Source organism: Aerococcus sp. 1KP-2016 (assembly GCF_002252085.1).
In the GTDB taxonomy this organism is placed as follows: domain Bacteria; phylum Bacillota; class Bacilli; order Lactobacillales; family Aerococcaceae; genus Aerococcus.
In genome coordinates, this window is sequence record NZ_NEEY01000006.1 from 51,815 (window position 1) to 69,183 (window position 17,369).

Annotated in this window: 15 protein-coding genes and 3 pseudogenes; 2 read left to right on the plus strand and 16 right to left on the minus strand. The window is 37.8% G+C overall.

The annotated features are described in order from the left end of the window. The 8 genes from ylqF to B9P78_RS02430 all read right to left on the minus strand — a co-directional run bounded on the left by ylqF (nt 1) and on the right by B9P78_RS02430 (nt 7,668). On the minus strand, nt 1–924 hold the full coding sequence (ylqF, locus tag B9P78_RS02395; protein WP_094517977.1) for a ribosome biogenesis GTPase YlqF: 924 nt from the start codon (nt 922–924) through the stop codon (nt 1–3). 65 nt (nt 925–989) lie between these two features. After that, entirely contained in the window at nt 990–1,550 is a 561-nt protein-coding gene (gene lepB / locus B9P78_RS02400) for a signal peptidase I (RefSeq protein ID WP_094517978.1), read from the minus strand. Nucleotides 1,551–1,675: 125 nt separating this feature from the next. Beyond that, nucleotides 1,676–3,202, minus strand: a complete 1,527-nt coding sequence (locus tag B9P78_RS02405) for a S41 family peptidase (RefSeq protein ID WP_094517979.1) — start codon at nt 3,200–3,202, stop codon at nt 1,676–1,678. A gap of 62 nt (nt 3,203–3,264) precedes the next feature. Beyond that, nucleotides 3,265–3,498, minus strand: coding sequence for a YozE family protein (locus tag B9P78_RS02410; RefSeq protein WP_094517980.1), 234 nt, complete (start codon nt 3,496–3,498; stop codon nt 3,265–3,267). Between the two features lie 31 nt (nt 3,499–3,529). After that, complete coding sequence (locus B9P78_RS02415; RefSeq protein ID WP_233487661.1) at nt 3,530–4,171, minus strand: YpmS family protein; 642 nt, start codon at nt 4,169–4,171, stop codon at nt 3,530–3,532. 5 nt (nt 4,172–4,176) lie between these two features. After that, entirely contained in the window at nt 4,177–4,680 is a 504-nt protein-coding gene (locus B9P78_RS02420) for a dihydrofolate reductase (RefSeq protein WP_094517982.1), read from the minus strand. A gap of 50 nt (nt 4,681–4,730) precedes the next feature. Then, entirely contained in the window at nt 4,731–5,678 is a 948-nt protein-coding gene (locus B9P78_RS02425; protein WP_094517983.1) for a thymidylate synthase, read from the minus strand. 40 nt (nt 5,679–5,718) lie between these two features. Beyond that, nucleotides 5,719–7,668, minus strand: a complete 1,950-nt coding sequence (locus B9P78_RS02430) for an ABC-F family ATP-binding cassette domain-containing protein (protein ID WP_094517984.1) — start codon at nt 7,666–7,668, stop codon at nt 5,719–5,721. 157 nt (nt 7,669–7,825) lie between these two features. Between B9P78_RS02430 and B9P78_RS02435 the strand changes: the two genes are divergently transcribed. After that, entirely contained in the window at nt 7,826–8,179 is a 354-nt protein-coding gene (locus B9P78_RS02435; protein WP_094517985.1) for a hypothetical protein, read from the plus strand. A 130-nt stretch (nt 8,180–8,309) separates the two neighbouring features. On the opposite strand, the pseudogene B9P78_RS02440 reads toward B9P78_RS02435, so the two are convergent. The 8 genes and pseudogenes from B9P78_RS02440 to B9P78_RS02475 all read right to left on the minus strand — a co-directional run bounded on the left by B9P78_RS02440 (nt 8,310) and on the right by B9P78_RS02475 (nt 16,270). After that, a pseudogene (locus B9P78_RS02440) lies at nt 8,310–8,723 on the minus strand (cupin domain-containing protein). 83 nt (nt 8,724–8,806) lie between these two features. Beyond that, nucleotides 8,807–10,051: pseudogene (locus B9P78_RS02445) on the minus strand (MFS transporter). Nucleotides 10,052–10,308: 257 nt separating this feature from the next. After that, nucleotides 10,309–10,929, minus strand: coding sequence for an NAD(P)H-binding protein (locus B9P78_RS02450; protein ID WP_094517986.1), 621 nt, complete (start codon nt 10,927–10,929; stop codon nt 10,309–10,311). Between the two features lie 23 nt (nt 10,930–10,952). Then, the gene (locus tag B9P78_RS02455; protein WP_094517987.1) at nt 10,953–11,819 is read right to left on the minus strand and encodes an aldo/keto reductase; all 867 of its coding nucleotides are present in this window, start codon (nt 11,817–11,819) and stop codon (nt 10,953–10,955) included. Between the two features lie 74 nt (nt 11,820–11,893). Next, nucleotides 11,894–12,322, minus strand: coding sequence for a MerR family transcriptional regulator (locus B9P78_RS02460; protein WP_094517988.1), 429 nt, complete (start codon nt 12,320–12,322; stop codon nt 11,894–11,896). Nucleotides 12,323–12,492: 170 nt separating this feature from the next. Further along, nucleotides 12,493–14,286, minus strand: coding sequence for an ATP-dependent zinc metalloprotease FtsH (gene ftsH / locus B9P78_RS02465; RefSeq protein WP_369824322.1), 1,794 nt, complete (start codon nt 14,284–14,286; stop codon nt 12,493–12,495). Between the two features lie 278 nt (nt 14,287–14,564). After that, entirely contained in the window at nt 14,565–15,083 is a 519-nt protein-coding gene (gene dcd / locus B9P78_RS02470; protein ID WP_094517990.1) for a dCTP deaminase, read from the minus strand. 151 nt (nt 15,084–15,234) lie between these two features. Beyond that, nucleotides 15,235–16,270, minus strand: a pseudogene (locus B9P78_RS02475) (zinc-dependent alcohol dehydrogenase family protein). A gap of 162 nt (nt 16,271–16,432) precedes the next feature. On the opposite strand from B9P78_RS02475, the gene B9P78_RS02480 reads away from it, so the two are divergent. Continuing rightward, nucleotides 16,433–17,032: a TMEM175 family protein gene (locus B9P78_RS02480; protein ID WP_094517991.1), complete on the plus strand. Its 600-nt coding sequence runs from the start codon at nt 16,433–16,435 to the stop codon at nt 17,030–17,032. Nucleotides 17,033–17,369 lie beyond the last annotated feature (337 nt).

A 17,369-nucleotide genomic window follows, 5' to 3' on the forward strand; every position in this document is an offset into this window, starting at 1 on the left:
TTATGCTCTTTCTGTGCTGTCTGAATCTTTTTGATGATCTTTATTAAGCTTGCTTGTTTGCGTGTCGCTTACATAAAGCGATAATTCTTCAATCCGATCTAAGGTCATTCGACCTAATTTACCCTCTCTAAAATCGCGAATAATTCGGTCAGCAGCTCGATCATAATCATCCAGTAAGCCCATATTTTTTGTTAAGGTCATCAATAATTCAGGGTATGGTGGCGTTACTGCTTCTTTAGCAATAGGATAATTCTTCGCAATTGCATCCGGATAATAATGTAACATCAATTCTAAACCGAATAGTGCGACATCATCTTTAAAATAATGTGTATCTTTAATACCACCTGTTAGGGCTAATTTGTCCCCTACTTCTTGATCATCAAATTTTGGCCATAATATACCTGGTGTATCCAACAACTCAAAATCTTTATCAATTTTAATCCATTGTTGCCCTTTAGTAACACCTGGCTTATTACCCACCTGTGCTTTCTTTTGCTTGGTAAATTGATTGATAAAAGTGGATTTCCCAACATTCGGAATACCAATCACCATAATGCGAATCGACTTATGTAATAAGCCTTTCTTTTGCCATTTATCTTGAATATCTTGCGTAAAGTCTTTTAACGCTTGGCGGAAAAGTTTCATATCCGATAATTTTTTACTATCAATCGCAATTGCTTGGGTGTTGTCATTACTCAAAGCTTCAACCCATCCCTTAGTTTGGAATGGATCTGCCAGATCTTTTTTATTCAAGACAATCATGTGTCGCTTATTTTTGATAATCTCATCCAACATGGGGTTTTTACTAGCCATGGGAATACGTGCATCTCGGATTTCTAACACAATATCGACTGCATTTAATTGATTTTGTACTTCTTTTTTTGCCTTAGCCATATGGCCAGGATACCATTGTATATGTGCCATTTTTGACTCCTTTCATTGAAAAAAGTTGGCGGTTTAGAGCCAACTTTTTATTTTACATTTTTAACTTATTGAACACTACCAATTTTATCTAAAGGCCAATATCTAAAATGGGTGGTACCTTCAACAGAATCGGCATCGATAAAACCAAAGTATCGTGAATCATGTGATACTTCACGGTTATCACCAAGGACGAAATATGAACCCTCAGGTACAGTTGTTTGACCAGTGATATCTTTGAGTGTGAAATCGTCAGTAAAGGTTGTATCTTCTGGGAACCGTGCAAAATAATCTGCTTTGATGGTATCTAAATAGGGTTCATCAATCGCTTCACCATTGATATAAAGGATGTCATCCTTATACTCCACCGTATCTCCTGGTACCCCTATAATACGTTTGACATATTCATCACCGGACCCATCTGGCGCTGGAAATACAACAATATCCGACTGATCAATTGGATCCCTCAAATTTAAAATAAATCGTTCACCATCAAGCATGGTATCTTTCATAGAATCGCCATCTACCTTAAATGGATAGAATAAATAGGTACGTACTACCCAAAAAATCACTAGGGCAATAACGACCGATATGACGATTGAGAATACTTCTTCAAAAAACTTTTTCATATGGTCAATCCTTTACATTGGGCCAAGTGCCCTTAATTTCTGTATAGTCCGTAGATAATCCTATCATAATCTAGGTCTATAGCCTAGATTGAATCATTCATCTTATTTTATCCTTAAAAGTTCGATTATTCCAGAATTTCTACAGCTTTATCCAATTGTGTATCATTTTCAGCAATTAATGCCTGCATTTCAACCATCATAGCTGTGGCAGTTTCTGCATCAACGACACCCGTTTGGCTAAGATCATTTTGAGCTTGTAATGCAGTAACTGCTTCTGATGTATCAGATTCAAAGACTGTGTCAGCCTCTGATGTTTGGTAACCGAGCGCTACTAAAACAGATTCGATATTTTTGATAGCATCAGAAGAATCGCCTTCTTTATAGGTTTGACTCGTGTCAATTAAAGTAAGAGAGGCATAATCTGGTAGATCAACCGGCACATCGGGTGTAACACCTTTTTCATGAATCCATGTACCACTTGGCGTTAACCATTTAGCAATGGTAATTTTTAATTCTGCATCAGCATCTAAATCAAAAATACTTTGAACAGTACCTTTACCAAAGGTTTGGCTACCAACCACTTGAACGCCAGCAGATTCTTGGAGCGCAGCAGCTAATATCTCAGAAGCTGAGGCAGAACCTTGGTCCGCTAATAAGACAACATCTTCTGTAACTTGGAAATCCCCATAATCGGCATCTGAGGCTTTGTACACTACAGGATCGCTATCCTTTTCTTCAACTTGCATAATTACATCGCCATCTTCTAAGAACATATTAGCAATTTGCAAGGCTGAGGTTAATAGTCCTCCTGGATTACCACGGACATCTAAGACAAATTTTTCAGCGCCTTGACTACGCAAATCGTCAACTGCTGACACTAATTCGTCGTATGTTGGCGTTGAAAAGCTCGTAATTTGAATGTAGCCAACAGTCGGATTATCTTCAATTAGATTATAATAGACTGTTTGAATAGGTACTGTATCACGCGTTACTGTCACATCAAATGTATCCTGCCCACGTTGAATGGTTAGGATTACATCAGTACCCGCTTCTCCGCGAATTAATTCAACTGCTTCTTGCGCTGTATAGCCTTGAATCGATTCGCCATCAACCGCAGTAATAATATCGTTAGCTAATAAGCCAGCCTTTTCAGCTGGTGAACCTTTAATTGGGCTTACTATTTGAATATAATTTTCAGCTTCAATAATTTCAGCACCTACACCTTCAAATGAACCATCGATTGTTTCATCCAATTGTTGTGCAGATTGATCAGTTAGGTATTGTGAATACGGATCCTCTAATACCTCTGCCATGCCTGTGATTGCACCGTCAACCAAAGTTTCACGGTCAACATCCCCCACATAATCACCCATAATCGTTGAAAAGGCAGCTTGTATTTTTTGGATTTCCTCAGTGGATAATTTCGTGTTTGAACCGGTAATCAAACTCTGACCAGGTAAGCTACCTGTCGTCACATAGGTGGTCCCAGTTAAGGTAATTGCAAATACAAGGATAATAGATAATAAATATACCCACCATGAAACACCACGTTTTTTAGGTTCAGCTTGTCCTTTGGGTTGATTTGGTTCATTTTCATCAAGCTTTGTTTGCTTAATTGTTTGCTTGTCTGTTGCATTTTGGTCTTCTTGCATCGTCTTCACTACTTTCTTCAAATACTTTTGACAGTCCAACAAATATTACCCAATATTTGCACTTAGCTTAAATACTTATCACTATAAGATTGCCAAATATCATCAAAAGTGGCTACAAAATCCGAATAGCGTTGGTTTAATTCAATATAATTACTGAGTGTTGCAAAATCGGTCGCAGCTTTCGGAAAATCCCCATCTAAAAAGACCAGCTCAGCAAACTGCGCTTGCTGGTCATACTCTAATAAATCGGCATTTCTATATATCTGAACGTAATGGTAAAAAGATTGCGTAATCATCACTCTACTTCCCGTTATAGTTTGCAGGCTACTACTGTGTAGCTTGATTGGCCTCGATTTGCTCCTCTAGATAAGAAATTGGCACATCCAAATAAATTTCAATCTTGTCGTTTGTCAAGTCAATCTCCTTGGCCCGAATTCGAAAATCCATATCCGCAGAAATTTCATCTAAACGTATCAACATTTGTTGCTTATTCGCAAGGACCTGAAGCGGCAAATCAGTAGGTATGGTCAATTGGAACAAGGTTAACACGGTTTCAGTTGGTAAATCAATATCGGCTAATTGAATGCTTGTGATATCAATTAAAATATTGCCATCCGCCGTTACACTTGGTAGACCCTCCATTGTATATGGTACTTGCGTACCCAAAAAGTCAATTTGCCCGGAAAAAGTCACTTGTTTATCAACAGTTAATTGATATGGGACGGCATTTCCACCAATCACGGCATCAACAAGTCGATTAAAAGACATCGTTGTCAAATTAGCCTCAGCAACAATTGTTTCATCACTTTGACTAGTTGTCGTGCTACTCTCATCGACCGTTGACGGAAGATTGGTACTTGCAATTTGTAAATAGACATATAAAGCTATGATTGGCACTATAATAAACGCCAATAAGGCAAGAAAGGCCCATTTCCATGGATTACTTTTTGTCTTATTCGGTAAATTCAAAGAAATTACACCTCATCATTTCTGCGATAAAATACGAATTTATGTGGATAGATATTTTTATCGTCCACTTCCCCTTCAATTACTTCGTAAGCTTCAAAGTCATTTAAATCAGGATCAAAATGGACATCACCTTCAAATTCATTGTAGATGGTTGTCACGCGTAATTCCTGGATAAATGGCCAGAATAGACGATATATAGAGTAGCCACCCATAATGATTACGTCCTCTGTTTCAGCTAAGCGCAAGATATCTTCAATATTGTCAGTTAATTCAACATTTGTTTGGTCATATTCTGATTGGAAAGGATGCGTTTGACGCGTTATTACAATATTACGTCGGTTAGCCAACGGTTTGTAATTTAAACCCGCATAGGTTTTACGCCCCATTACAACTGTCTTGCCTAAGGTTTGCTCCTTGAAAAATTTTAAGTCATTTGGTAAATGCCAGGGTAATACGCCCTCTTTACCGATTAAGTGATTTAAATCTTGAGCCCAAATTGCAATTAACATATTTCTTTCCTCCTTAGCTTATAATCCTGTAGGGAAAATGCTTGTATCTATTATACTGCTACTGGTGCCTTAATAGCATCATAAGGGTGATAATTTTTTACTTTTATATCATCTTTTTCAAGATCAAAGATGGATTTACCTTCGCCACCAATCCATAAAGTTGGTAGTGCACGAGGTTCGCGTGTTAATTGTTCACGCACTTGGTCGAAATGATTGTTATAAATATGAGCGTCACCGAAAGTATGGATAAATTCTCCAACTTCTAAGCCTACTTCTCGTGCTAATAAGTGTGTCAATAATGCATATGAAGCAATATTAAACGGCACACCAAGGAAAGCATCTCCCGAACGTTGGTATAATTGACAAGATAATTTACCATCTTGAACATAAAACTGGCTCATTGTGTGGCAAGGTGGTAAAGCCATATTGGGTACATCCTCTGGATTCCATGCAGATAACATGATGCGTCTAGAATCAAGTGTATTGCGCAATTGGTTTAAAATGTTTGCTATCTGGTCAATTGATCCACCATCACGAGTCTCCCAATTGCGCCATTGTTTACCATAAACATCCCCTAATTCACCAAATTCAGCTGCAAATGCATCATCTGCCAAAATGCGGTTACAAAAAGCTTGTTTTTCAGCTAAATAAATCGCTTTGAACTCGTCATCTTCATTCGCACGTAGACCAAAGTCAGTCATGTCTGGGCCCTGGTATTCATCACTTTCAACCCAGCGCTTAAAAGCCCACTCATCCCAGATATGGTTGTTATTTTGTAATAGATAGCGAATATTTGTATCGCCTTTTAAAAACCATAGTAATTCACTTTTAATTAAGGAAAACGGGACTTTTTTTGTCGTTAGTAAGGGAAACCCTTCGTTTAAATCAAAACGCATTTGATAACCAAACACGGATCTTGTACCTACACCTGTTCGGTCACTTTTATCTTGCCCATTTTCTAAAATATGGTTCAACATATCTAAATATTGTTTAGCCAATATGTCACCCTCCTAATATTGTTATATTTAATAGCTAGTTTTACCCTTCAAATGAAGATAGGTATTCCCAATAGGTCATTTTTTCCAGCAAATCATTTTCTTTGCTATCTTTTTGCTCTTGCAATTCATTCAGTTTGCCGTAATCATTTCCATTATCGTACATTGCTTGATCTAAAGCTTCGATTTCTTCCTCTAAAGCAGCAATTTCATCTTCGATGACCGCCCAATCTTTCTTCTCCTGATAAGACATACGTTTAGTTGCCTTTTTTGTTGCCTGATTATCATTCGAAGATGTAGTTGTGGCAGCTTGATTTCTTTGTGTTGCTTTTTGTACGTTTTCAGCTTCTTTGGCTTCTTTGGCTTCTTTGGCTTCTTTGGCTTCTTTGGCTTCTTTGACTGCGTCACGGTAATCATGATAATTGCCATAGAATAATTGTACTGTATTTAAATCACTGTCCACAATAATAAGCTTTTCGACAACTTTATCCAAGAAATAACGGTCATGAGATACCGTAATCACTGTACCTTGGAAGGTTTCTAAATAATCTTCCAATACAGTTAATGTATCGATGTCCAAGTCATTTGTAGGCTCATCAAGTAGTAATACGTTTGGTCTTGCCATTAGGATACGCAAAAGGTACAGACGTTTACGTTCTCCACCAGACAGGGTACCAATTAACATGCCGTGTGATTCTCTAGGGAAAAGGAATTGTTCGAGCATTTGTGTTGCTGAAACTTTATTGCCATCATCATAGGTATATTCTGAGGCAATCTCCTGTACATAGTTAATCACACGTTTGTCATCTGGCAAATCAGATGGAATTTGTTGGAAGTAGGCTATTTTTACCGTTTCCCCTGTCTTCACTTCACCCGATAACGGCTCTTGAAGGCCAGCAATGGTATTTAAAAATGTCGTTTTACCTGCACCGTTATCACCGATAATACCAATACGTTCATTATTTTGTAGTAATAAGTTAATGTCCGTAATTAATGGATTATTTGGATAGCCCACCGTTAAATCTGTAAATTCCAGTACCTTGTTCCCTAAACGCTGTGAGTCTAGGTCTACTGTTAATTCTGAATCATCAGTTGTTTGATTTACTTTTTCTTTTAAATTCTCAAAACGATGGATACGTGCCTGTTGTTTCGTGGAACGAGCTTTAGCGCCTTTACGCATCCATGCTAATTCACTCTTGAATAGTTTCTTTTGTTTGGCCATGGTGGCTTCTTCGATTTCATGTTCTGATTGACGTTTTGCCAAATATGTTTGGTAGTTCCCTTCATATTGGGTCAAAGTACCTCGATCGAGTGCAAAAATATGAGTTGTTATTTGATCAAGGAAGTAACGATCATGCGTTACAACTAGAACAGACTTTTTATAATTAGCAATATAATTTTCTAACCACTCCACCATTTCAAAATCTAAATGGTTGGTTGGTTCGTCCATCAATAATAAATCGGGCTCTTCAATTAAAACCTTTGCTAAACCAACACGTTTTCTTTGTCCCCCAGAAAGTACCTTAATTTTTTGGGTTAAATCATGAATCCCCAATTTCGATAAAATCGTTTGGATTGTCGTATCTAACGTCCAAGCATTTTGTGTATTCATTTCTTGTTCGATTTGGCTAAATCTATTTTGTAATTGAACGTTCTCAGGATTTAACTGCAAATCTAAAGTGATTTCCTCATAGCGACCCACTAACTGGACAATCGCACTTTCGGACGTATAGACGGCCTCAAAAATTGTTTGCTCTTCATCAAGACCTGGATCTTGTGTCACTAAACCAATATTAAATTCCTTAGGATGTTCAATCGTGCCTTTATCCAAACTAGACTTACCTGCAATAATATTTAATAAAGTTGTTTTGCCGGATCCATTGGCACCTACTAAACCTACATGTTGTCCTTCTCTAATTAAAAAAGAAACATCCTCAAGTAATTGTTTCATGCCATAGGTCTTAGACCAATTAAGGGCTTTGTAATCTTTCATGTATAATCCCTATCCTCTCAATTCATTCTTATTCATTTTACCATACCCACCACCTATTCCTCATGGCAAAGTCATTCTCAACTAAGAATACTTTTTCCAAGCTTTCTGATAGAAAAATTAGGTATAATAAAGCCAGCCAAAAATGGAGGAAATCAGAATGAATAAACGTAACAAAGTATATGTATATAATGCCCAATCCAATTTGGGGTGCCTTGGTCTAATAATTGGACTTGTCCTTATTTTCTTTTTATTTAGCTTCTTCACACGCTTATTTGTACAAATTTTCCCTACTTTACTTTTGCTTGTTTCCCTTTTTGTACTTGTAAGATCTACTTACTATATCTGGCTATGGCATAAACAAGCAGATGCATCTGAAGCAGGTAAATTTATTCAAGATGAAAACGGTGTGCTCATCCCAATAGATGAACCGAATGATGAACACTTAGATATTTTGAAACGAAGGATTTTGCTCGCTTCATTAGGCTTGATTTTGAGTCTCTTCTTGATTTAATGAAGCTAACATGGACGAATTTCCTCAAAAAAGCACGCTTGTGAAAAATCACAAGTGTGCTTTTTATTGTTATCATATCTCATATTCTCCTTTTGCTATGGTAAATGGACGCCATTGCTTAGGCTTCATTTTATACATGTAATGCAACATACCATTGATCATTAACAGGTCCCAACCACTCAGGTGTACCTGCTGTAATAGCGATATGTTCAAACCAGCTGTTTTAAGTTGCCCCATGCCAGTGTTTTACACCATCATGAGTGACGATAATATCACCAGCCTGTAAAAATTGTGCATCTTTACCTTCTTCTTGGTACCAACCTTCGCCACCAGTTACCAACAATATTTGATACCCATCATGATGGATATGCCAATTGTTTCGGCATCCGGGTTCAAACGTAACATTTGCTACGCCCACATTGATATCTGAATCAGTCACTAAACTTTGCAAATAACTTTGCCCAATGAAAAATTGCGCATAAGTTTCATTTTTTTCGCCGATTGGGAAAATTACACCATTTTTAACTGCATCATGCTTTGTCATTTTAAATCCCTCCATGATAAAATTTTCTGTAGCAAATGATTCATGCAAATATGTGGCATTATTGTATAAAAGGTCAGACGGCTTCAACTAGATGATCTATCTGATTCAATCACAAACGTGGCAATTAATCCTCCCATTATGGTAAATGCTAACATAAACCATAATGCACCATTAAAACTACTTGTGAAGGCAACAATAATAGATAAACCAATCGGTCCCCCAATTTGATGCATGGTATTAGTTAAACCACTCGCTACGCCGGCTAGGTCATCAGAAGCCTCATGCACACCCGCTGAGGTAACTGGTGCGAGAATTAAACCCTGACCCAAGCCTAATATCAACATTGGCAGAAAGATAGCTACCCAATAACCTTTCTCTATATTTGAAACTGCCATCATAATTAAACCTAGCGCTAGAATCAATTCACCAGTGACTAGAACGCGTTTATTGCCATATTTTTGCACAAAACGTGGTAATTGTAATGCAATACCAAAATTTACAAGCGTTAAGGGTAAGAAAGCCATACCGGATGCTAAGGCTGAGAAGCCGTATGATGTTTGCATCATTTGAGGTAAGAAGAACCAGAAAGGCAACATAGCCATCATGAATAACAATCTAACCATGTAGGCCCCTGTCCTAGTTCTATTCTGGAATAAAGAAAGCGGTAATATTGGATAGGTAATATGTTTTTCCCACATAACAAATACAGCTAAAATGACAATTCCCAGCAAGGAAATAAACCAATTTTCCTCTGTAAAACCGTAAATTATAGCAACTAAACCAATAATCGACAAGATACTCCCTAGATAATCAATGCGTACGGTTTTACCTTCAGTTTCCTTCACATGTTTCCACGTCAAATAAATCAAAATAATCGTAAAAGGAACATTTATCAGAAAACCTGCCCGCCATGAAATCAAACTTGTTCATCCGCCACCCACTAGTAAGCCCACACTTGAGCCAATTCCAGAAGTTGCCCCGTAGTAAGAAATAGCCCGTTGCCGCATTTCTCCTCTATATGCATCCATAATCAGCGCTAAAGTAGTTGGGGCAATGATTGAGGATCCTATGCCTTGGACAGCTCTCATTAATATGACTACCATAGGCGAAGTAGAAATGCCAATCATCAGTGAACTTAGTCCAAATACAATGAGCCCAATTTGAAAAATACGTTTACGTCGTAATAAATCAGATAAGCGACCACTTAAGCGTAAAAATCCACCAAAGGTTAAGGTGTAAGCACTGGAAATCCACGATAATTGACTAGCTGATAAACCTAAACTTTGGCCAATTTGGACAGATGAAGTAAATATAATAGAGTTATCCATTAAAATTAAGAAATACGCTAGTAGCGTAATTGGTAGTATAACGACGAATTTTTATTTCGCCATTACAGCACTTCTTTCATATGTTATAAATGTTAATGATGTTTGATATGAATCGTGTTCTCTTGCGGCTACTTGAAGATATTCACCTGTACCTACCAGCAGCATTTGTATAATCGCTTGCCTATAAATGTAATAAATAAACCACCATAAAAATAGGGTACCAAGATGAACTTGGTACCACTCATTTCAAATATGTATTAGTAGAAATCAGGTTTAGCCTTGTATTCTGAACCTGGTTCCCATAGACCAATACTCGCACGACTGTCGTTACGTTTACCAATAATGTTATCCAGGACGAATCGAGCGATAGCTTGACGGCTTATTTGAGCACCTAAGAAGTCTTCACCTTTAGGACTGGCAACATAATCACTTCGGTCACCATTATACAACCATGTCATGCGCATATATACATAGTCTAAATCACTTGATTCCAAGCTTTCATTACCGCGGCCTTTAGCAATTCTACTACCAAGCATCCGAGCATTCCATGTCGCAAATGGTTCAGCTACTTCACCATAAACGGCCAGTACCCCTGCTTGGATAATGCGCTGAACCCCTGCTTGATGCATTGCCTTAATAACTTTATCAGTTATAGCTTTATCATCAAAATTCATATAAACGAAATCTTGACCTTCCATAGCGTTAACTAAATCCTCAATATCACCAGCATTGCCGGTTATTTTATTGACATTATCATAATGTAATTGGTTTGTGTGGCGACTAAAAAGTGTTATATTTGCATTCGTTTCTTTCTGCAATAGGGGAATAAGGTAGCGAGGAATTTGTCCCCCTGCACCTATAATCAGTATGTTGTTCATTTTATCCCCCTCTACTTTCTACTTTATGCTTTGGCTTCCTTCATGCGGTCCATAAACCATTCAACTTGCTCAGGAGCTGCATGATCAAAGAATGCCGATTCTTTCATATCCAATCCTTTTATTGTTTCCATATCTGCGTCGGTTAATTCAAAATCAAAAATATCAAAATTTTCAGCCATGCGTTCCGGGCGTACTGATTTAGCTAAAACGACAATACCTCGTTGAATTAACCATCGTAAAACAACTTGACCGACAGTTTTACCATATTGTTGACCGACTTCAGCTAATACTGAATTCGTAAATAAATCATGACGTCCTTCCGCAAATGGCGCCCATGCTTCAACTTGAACATCATATTTTTCATGCCAAGCTTGATCGTCAGCACGTTGATACCATGGATTTACTTCAATTTGGTTGATTTGAGGTTTCACATCATTTAAGCTTGAAAATTCAATCATTTTTGCTGACGAAAAATTCGATACACCAATGGCACGTAGCTTACCTGATTTTTGCGCTGCAACTAGCGCACGCCATGCCCCATAACTGTCACCATATGGTTGGTGAATCAAGTATAAATCTAGATAATCTAAGCCCATTACTGCTAAAGATTGTTGAATGGTTGCAGCAGCAATTTCTTCGGGTGTTTGTAATATGAATAATTTTGACGTAACAAATAATTCTTCACGGGTTACTAGACCTTCCTCAATTGCACGCTGAATACCTTCCCCTGTTTCTTTTTCATTTCCGTACAGTAATGCTGTATCAATTGAACGATACCCGACTTTTATCGCTTGGTATACTGCTTCTGCTGTTTCCTCCGCTGGAATTTGGTAAACACCAAAGCCTAATTGTGGCATTACGACACCGTTATTTAATGTAATTGTCTGCATATGAATTGCTCCTTTTCCTTTTAGGTTATCTTTATGTTAAACCCTGAAGTTAACTTCAAGGCAAGCTTTATGACTTATTTATTTATGCTTTTTCGTTCCCAGAGTTTTTCAATCTTATCTGGTGTCATGTTTCCTTCTTTGAATTGGGCAATATGCTGGTCATACGTTTCAATTTTATAAATAAGTAACTCCCTGACATTTTTAATTTCCGCCATCTTGGCATCCAACTCTTCTAGTTGATCAGCAAGGATTTGCTTTTGAGCGTCTTCAACATTCTGTGTTTCTCTTAATTGTGATAGGTGGGCAAATTCGATTAAAGATTCAATCGATAAACCTGCACTCCGCAAACTTTTAGCTAAAAAGACCCAGTTTAAATCACGAGTTGTATATTCACGGCAACCACTCTCATTACGTGTCACTGGTGGTATAACGCCAACTCGTTCGTAATAACGCAGAGTATCAGTAGTTAAATCAAACAATTCCGCTGCTTTTTTGATATTCATGCTTTTACCTCCTTATCTATGTCCTTATGATAAACCTTGAAGTGCACTCCAAAGCAAGAGATATTGGTCATTGAGATAATTTTTTCTAATTAAGATTTTAGCGCTAAATCTGGGGAAAATAAAAAGATCCAAGCATCTTAGAATAAGTGCTTGGATCTAATGTATTTAGATTATTTATTTAAAATTCGCATAAATTGTTCGCCAGTGATGGTTTCTTCTTGAATCAAGTATTCCGCTAATTCATCTAATTTTTCACGGCTATTCATCAATATTTCACCAGCTTCCTGATGGGCACGTTTGATCAAGGCAATCACCTCTTGGTCAGCCTTTTCCGCAGTACCGCCAGAAACTTGAAGTTGCGTATTATCAGAAAGATATCTATTGGTTTGTGTTTCTAATTGCATCATGCCGAAAGTATCCGACATACCGTATTGTGTTACCATTGCACGGGCAATTTTCGTCATTTTTTGGATATCATTTGATGCACCTGTTGTGATTTGTCCAAATACCACTTCTTCAGCTGCACGTCCACCTGCAAGGGTCATTAATTGGTTATACAATTCTTGCTTGGTATATAGTGACTTCTCGCCACTTTCTACTTGCATAGTGTATCCCAAAGCCCCGGATGTACGTGGAATAATGGTGATTTTTTCTACTGGTGCAGATCCAGATTGTTTCGCAGCAACCAAGGCATGGCCGATTTCATGGTAGGAAACGACACGTCTTTCTTCAGCAGATAGAATATCATTTTTCTTAATTTGACCAGCTAACACAACGTCCACTGATTCATCCAAGTCAATCTGCGAGATTTCAGTATGGTTGTTACGAACAGCTCGTAATCCGGCTTCGTTAATGATATTGGCTAAATCCGCACCGGATGCCCCTGCAGTTGCACGAGCAATATAGCGATAATCAATATTGGGACCCATTTTATAGTCTTTAGCATGAACGCGTAAAATTTCTTCACGACCTTTTAAGTCAGGTAATTCCATAGAAATTTGACGGTCAAAACGCCCTGGACGTAATAGGGCTTTGTCTAATGATTCAGGGCGGTTAGTCGCAGCAAGAATGATGACACCCTTGTCCCCTTCGAAACCATCCATCTCAGTTAATAATTGGTTAAGGGTTTGTTCGCGTTCATCGTTGGTAGACATATTATTTTCACGTGATTTACCAATCGTATCGATTTCATCGATGAATACGATACATGGTGCTTTTTCGTTAGCTTGTTTAAATAAGTCACGAACTTTTGCGGCACCACGACCAACAAACATTTCTACAAATTCCGAACCCGCGATTGAAAAGAATGGTACATTAGCTTCGCCTGCAACTGCTTGAGCCATTAACGTTTTACCTGTACCTGGGGGTCCTACGAGTAAAACCCCACGCGGTGCTTGGGCACCAATGGCTTTGTATTTTTTAGGATTTTTTAGGTAATCCACGACTTCTTCCAGTGATTCTTTGGCTTCATCTTGCCCGGCTACATCGGTGAAAGTTCTTGAATTATCAGATTTTACATAGATTTTAGCATCCGATTTCCCAAAATTCATACCACCAAAACCACCACCACCGGATAGGTCAATTTTTCCATCATTGCCACCAGTCAAACGACGCATCAATTTACTCATCAACCAGTAAATAATTGCGAATGGTAAGATGAAACTCAATAAGAAGGAAACAATTGGGGATGTTGGACGGTAAATTTCAGTTGCATAGGTCACGTTATTTTCTTCCAAACGCTCAACCAATTGCGGATCATCCACTTTACCTGCCGTATAGACTTGGGTCTTACCATCTTCTTCAGTTGTCCATGTTATATCATATGTATTGATATCTACCTTGGTAACATTACCAGCATCCACTTGACTGACAAAAGTCGAATAGGGTACTTCCTCCACCTGCATATTGGTTACGGCTGGTATCAGTAAATTCAAACCGAAAATGATAATTAGAATCAGCCACATGGAATTGAAGAAATTAAAATTATCGCCAAATTTCCCAAACCCAGAGGGCTTTTTCTTATCTTTGTTTTTTTGTGATTTGCTCATATATACACTCCTGATCATTTAATATTTTAAACAACACGAGATCTTTATTAGCCAAAAGATTAGCTTTATTTCAACTACAAAACTATTATATACTAAAATAAGGTCAACTTTGGTCAAACTGAGATTGATTTCACATAAAAACCTTTTTTAAGGGTTTTCTTCACAAAAAATTCATAATTTTATGAGGTTCCCAATTATAAAAAGTCTAAATATAAATGTGACGCTTGAATACCCTCATTATTTGCATACTTACCTGAGGTATATAAATCATAGTCCCCATTTATTGTATGATAGTAAATTTGGCAAATTTCAACATTCGGGTAGATGATAATTGGTTGTAAACAGTGCATTTCTAATGTCCAATATCCTGAAAAACCAACATCACCAAAACCAGCCGTTACATGGATGTATAAACCTAAACGACCAATAGATGAACGACCTTCAAGCATTGGGACATATTTACTCGTTTCTGTGTATTCCACCGTACGTCCTAAATATAATTTTCCTGGTTCTAGTAAATAACCTTCTTCAGGTATTTCGATTTGTTTCAACGTGGGTAATTTTTTCATATCTAATACGTCATCTTCATAATAAGCTAACTCATTCGATAAACGTAAATTATAAGAATTGGGATTGACCTGTGCTTCATTAAACGGTGTAATATTTATGCCCTTGCCTTGTTCTTCAGCAATTTTTTTACCTGATAAAATCATTAAACCACCCTTTGCTAACTATTTCCCTCTATTATACGCATATCTGACCAGATACAATAGTATTGTTTTTCATTTTGTAAAAATAGCTAACGTCATAAAAAAAGCCTAGCTGCTTATAAGGCAAGTAGGCCATAAAAATGATTGATTTTGATTAGTCAGCAATTACTAGTAAAGATTTGATTGCTTTGCGCTCATCCATTGCTTGGTATGCCTCTTGAACTTCATCTAGATTGAAAGATTGGGTAAAGACTTTGCCTGGATTAATGCGCCCATCTAAGACAGCCTCTAATAAAATTTCACGATCATGCGTAGTAACAGCGGCACGTCCACCACGTAGACCAATGTTCGTCCAGAATAATTTATTGGTATCTAATTCATCAATATGTGGGACGCCAACACGACCAACAATTGAACCTGGTCGGCCCAATTGTACGGCAGTTTCAACAGCTAATTGCGAACCTACACACTCCAGCACGGCATCCGCACCTTAACCTGTTAGTTCAAGCACTTTCGCAATTCCTGCCTCTCCGCGCTCAGCAACAATATCAGTTGCACCAAATTCAAGTGCCAATTTCTGCCGATCTTCATGACGACTCATCATGATAATTCGTTCTGCACCTAGAAGTTTTGCACCAATGACACCGCATAAACCTACAGCACCGTCACCAACGATAACAACTGTGTCCCCTATCTTCACCTCAGCCGATTTTGCTGCATGATAACCTGTTGCCATCACATCAGCCAACGTTGTGAATGATTTTAACATATCTGCAGAATAGTCACTTGGTTGCCCAGGAATTTTAACTAAGCCCCAATCCCCGCTCACATAACGCAAATATTCTGCCTGAAAACCGACAGCACCACCTTTAAATGTGCTACAATCACCATCAAATCCTGCCTTACATGCGGCACAATGACCGCAACCATTTGTAAATGGTACAATCACGAAATCCCCTTTTTGGACATTCGTAACCGCTGAACCCACTTCTTCAACAATCCCAATAGATTCATGCCCTACATGGGCGCCACTTTATTTTTTTTGAAATCCCTCGATACCACCAGAGGTCAGAACCACACACACATGCACGCACTACTTTAATAATAGCATCATGCGGTGCCTGAATTTTTGGAATCTCCGATACTTCAACGGACATTTTACCTGGTTTAACGAAAACAGCTGCTTTCATTTCATCACGCTCCTTAATTCGTTACTTAATATATACCGTGTAAGCGGTTTTATGTCAATTGATATTTTAAAAATAAATACACTTGTTCCGCAGCAATATTTTCACTTATGCTTCAAAAATGATATACTTTCAGTAATATTTTAATGATTTGGAGGGACCATTTTGAATAAAGATAGACTGATTGCTTTTATTGATGCCATGCTTGCTATCATTATGACCCTACTTGTGATTGAATTGGCAAAACCAGATCCCGTATCATTTGAAGGTTTCTGGGCTTTACGAGAAAACTTCTTTGCCTATACTTTGTCATTCTTTTGGTTAGGAATTATGTGGATAAATTTACATAATGAATGGTATTTAGTAGACAAAATTAATAACCGAACCATCTGGGGAACCCTAATTATGCTATTCTTTTCATCTCTATTTCCCTATGCCACGTCGATTGTTTCAGAGGATTTATCAAACGCAAGTGCACAGGTCTTTTATGGCATTATTGTATTAGCCATCACCATTTCGAATATTCTGATGCATGATACCGTTGCTCGTTTTAATGCAGATAATAACCCCGTCAGTGAACAAATTTTCCGCATGAACACTTGGCGAATCATTGATTTAGTCATTAAATTTGTGGGTTTATTCCTATCTACAACCATCATGCCACGTGCCATGTTATACGCTGTGTTCATTACCCTAGTTTTCTTAGTTATACCCAATCAAGTCGCCTTCGTACGTAAAAACATCCATCAGAATCCAGATGTATAACTTACCACTTTTAGGATTCTAACTCCGATAAAAAGCAAAAGGGATGAGGATGGACAAAAATTTAAATCATAGATTTTTCGTCCTTACAGTGTACGTTCCTTGTGAGCCGTGGGATCGTTGAAAGCCAAGGTCTCGATTTCATCCTCTTTCACAGCTAAGGAACTACACTTTCAGTTCTTCAACCTGTTCCCTTGATATATTTCAATCAAAATTTATAATAATTTTTCCAAAGTAAAAGGCGTACACAACTCTTATTAAGAATTGTGTACGCCTTTTTAGACGCCTTTTGTCCGGCTTGTTTAGGTTTGTATATATACATCGTTAGATAATCAAAAAG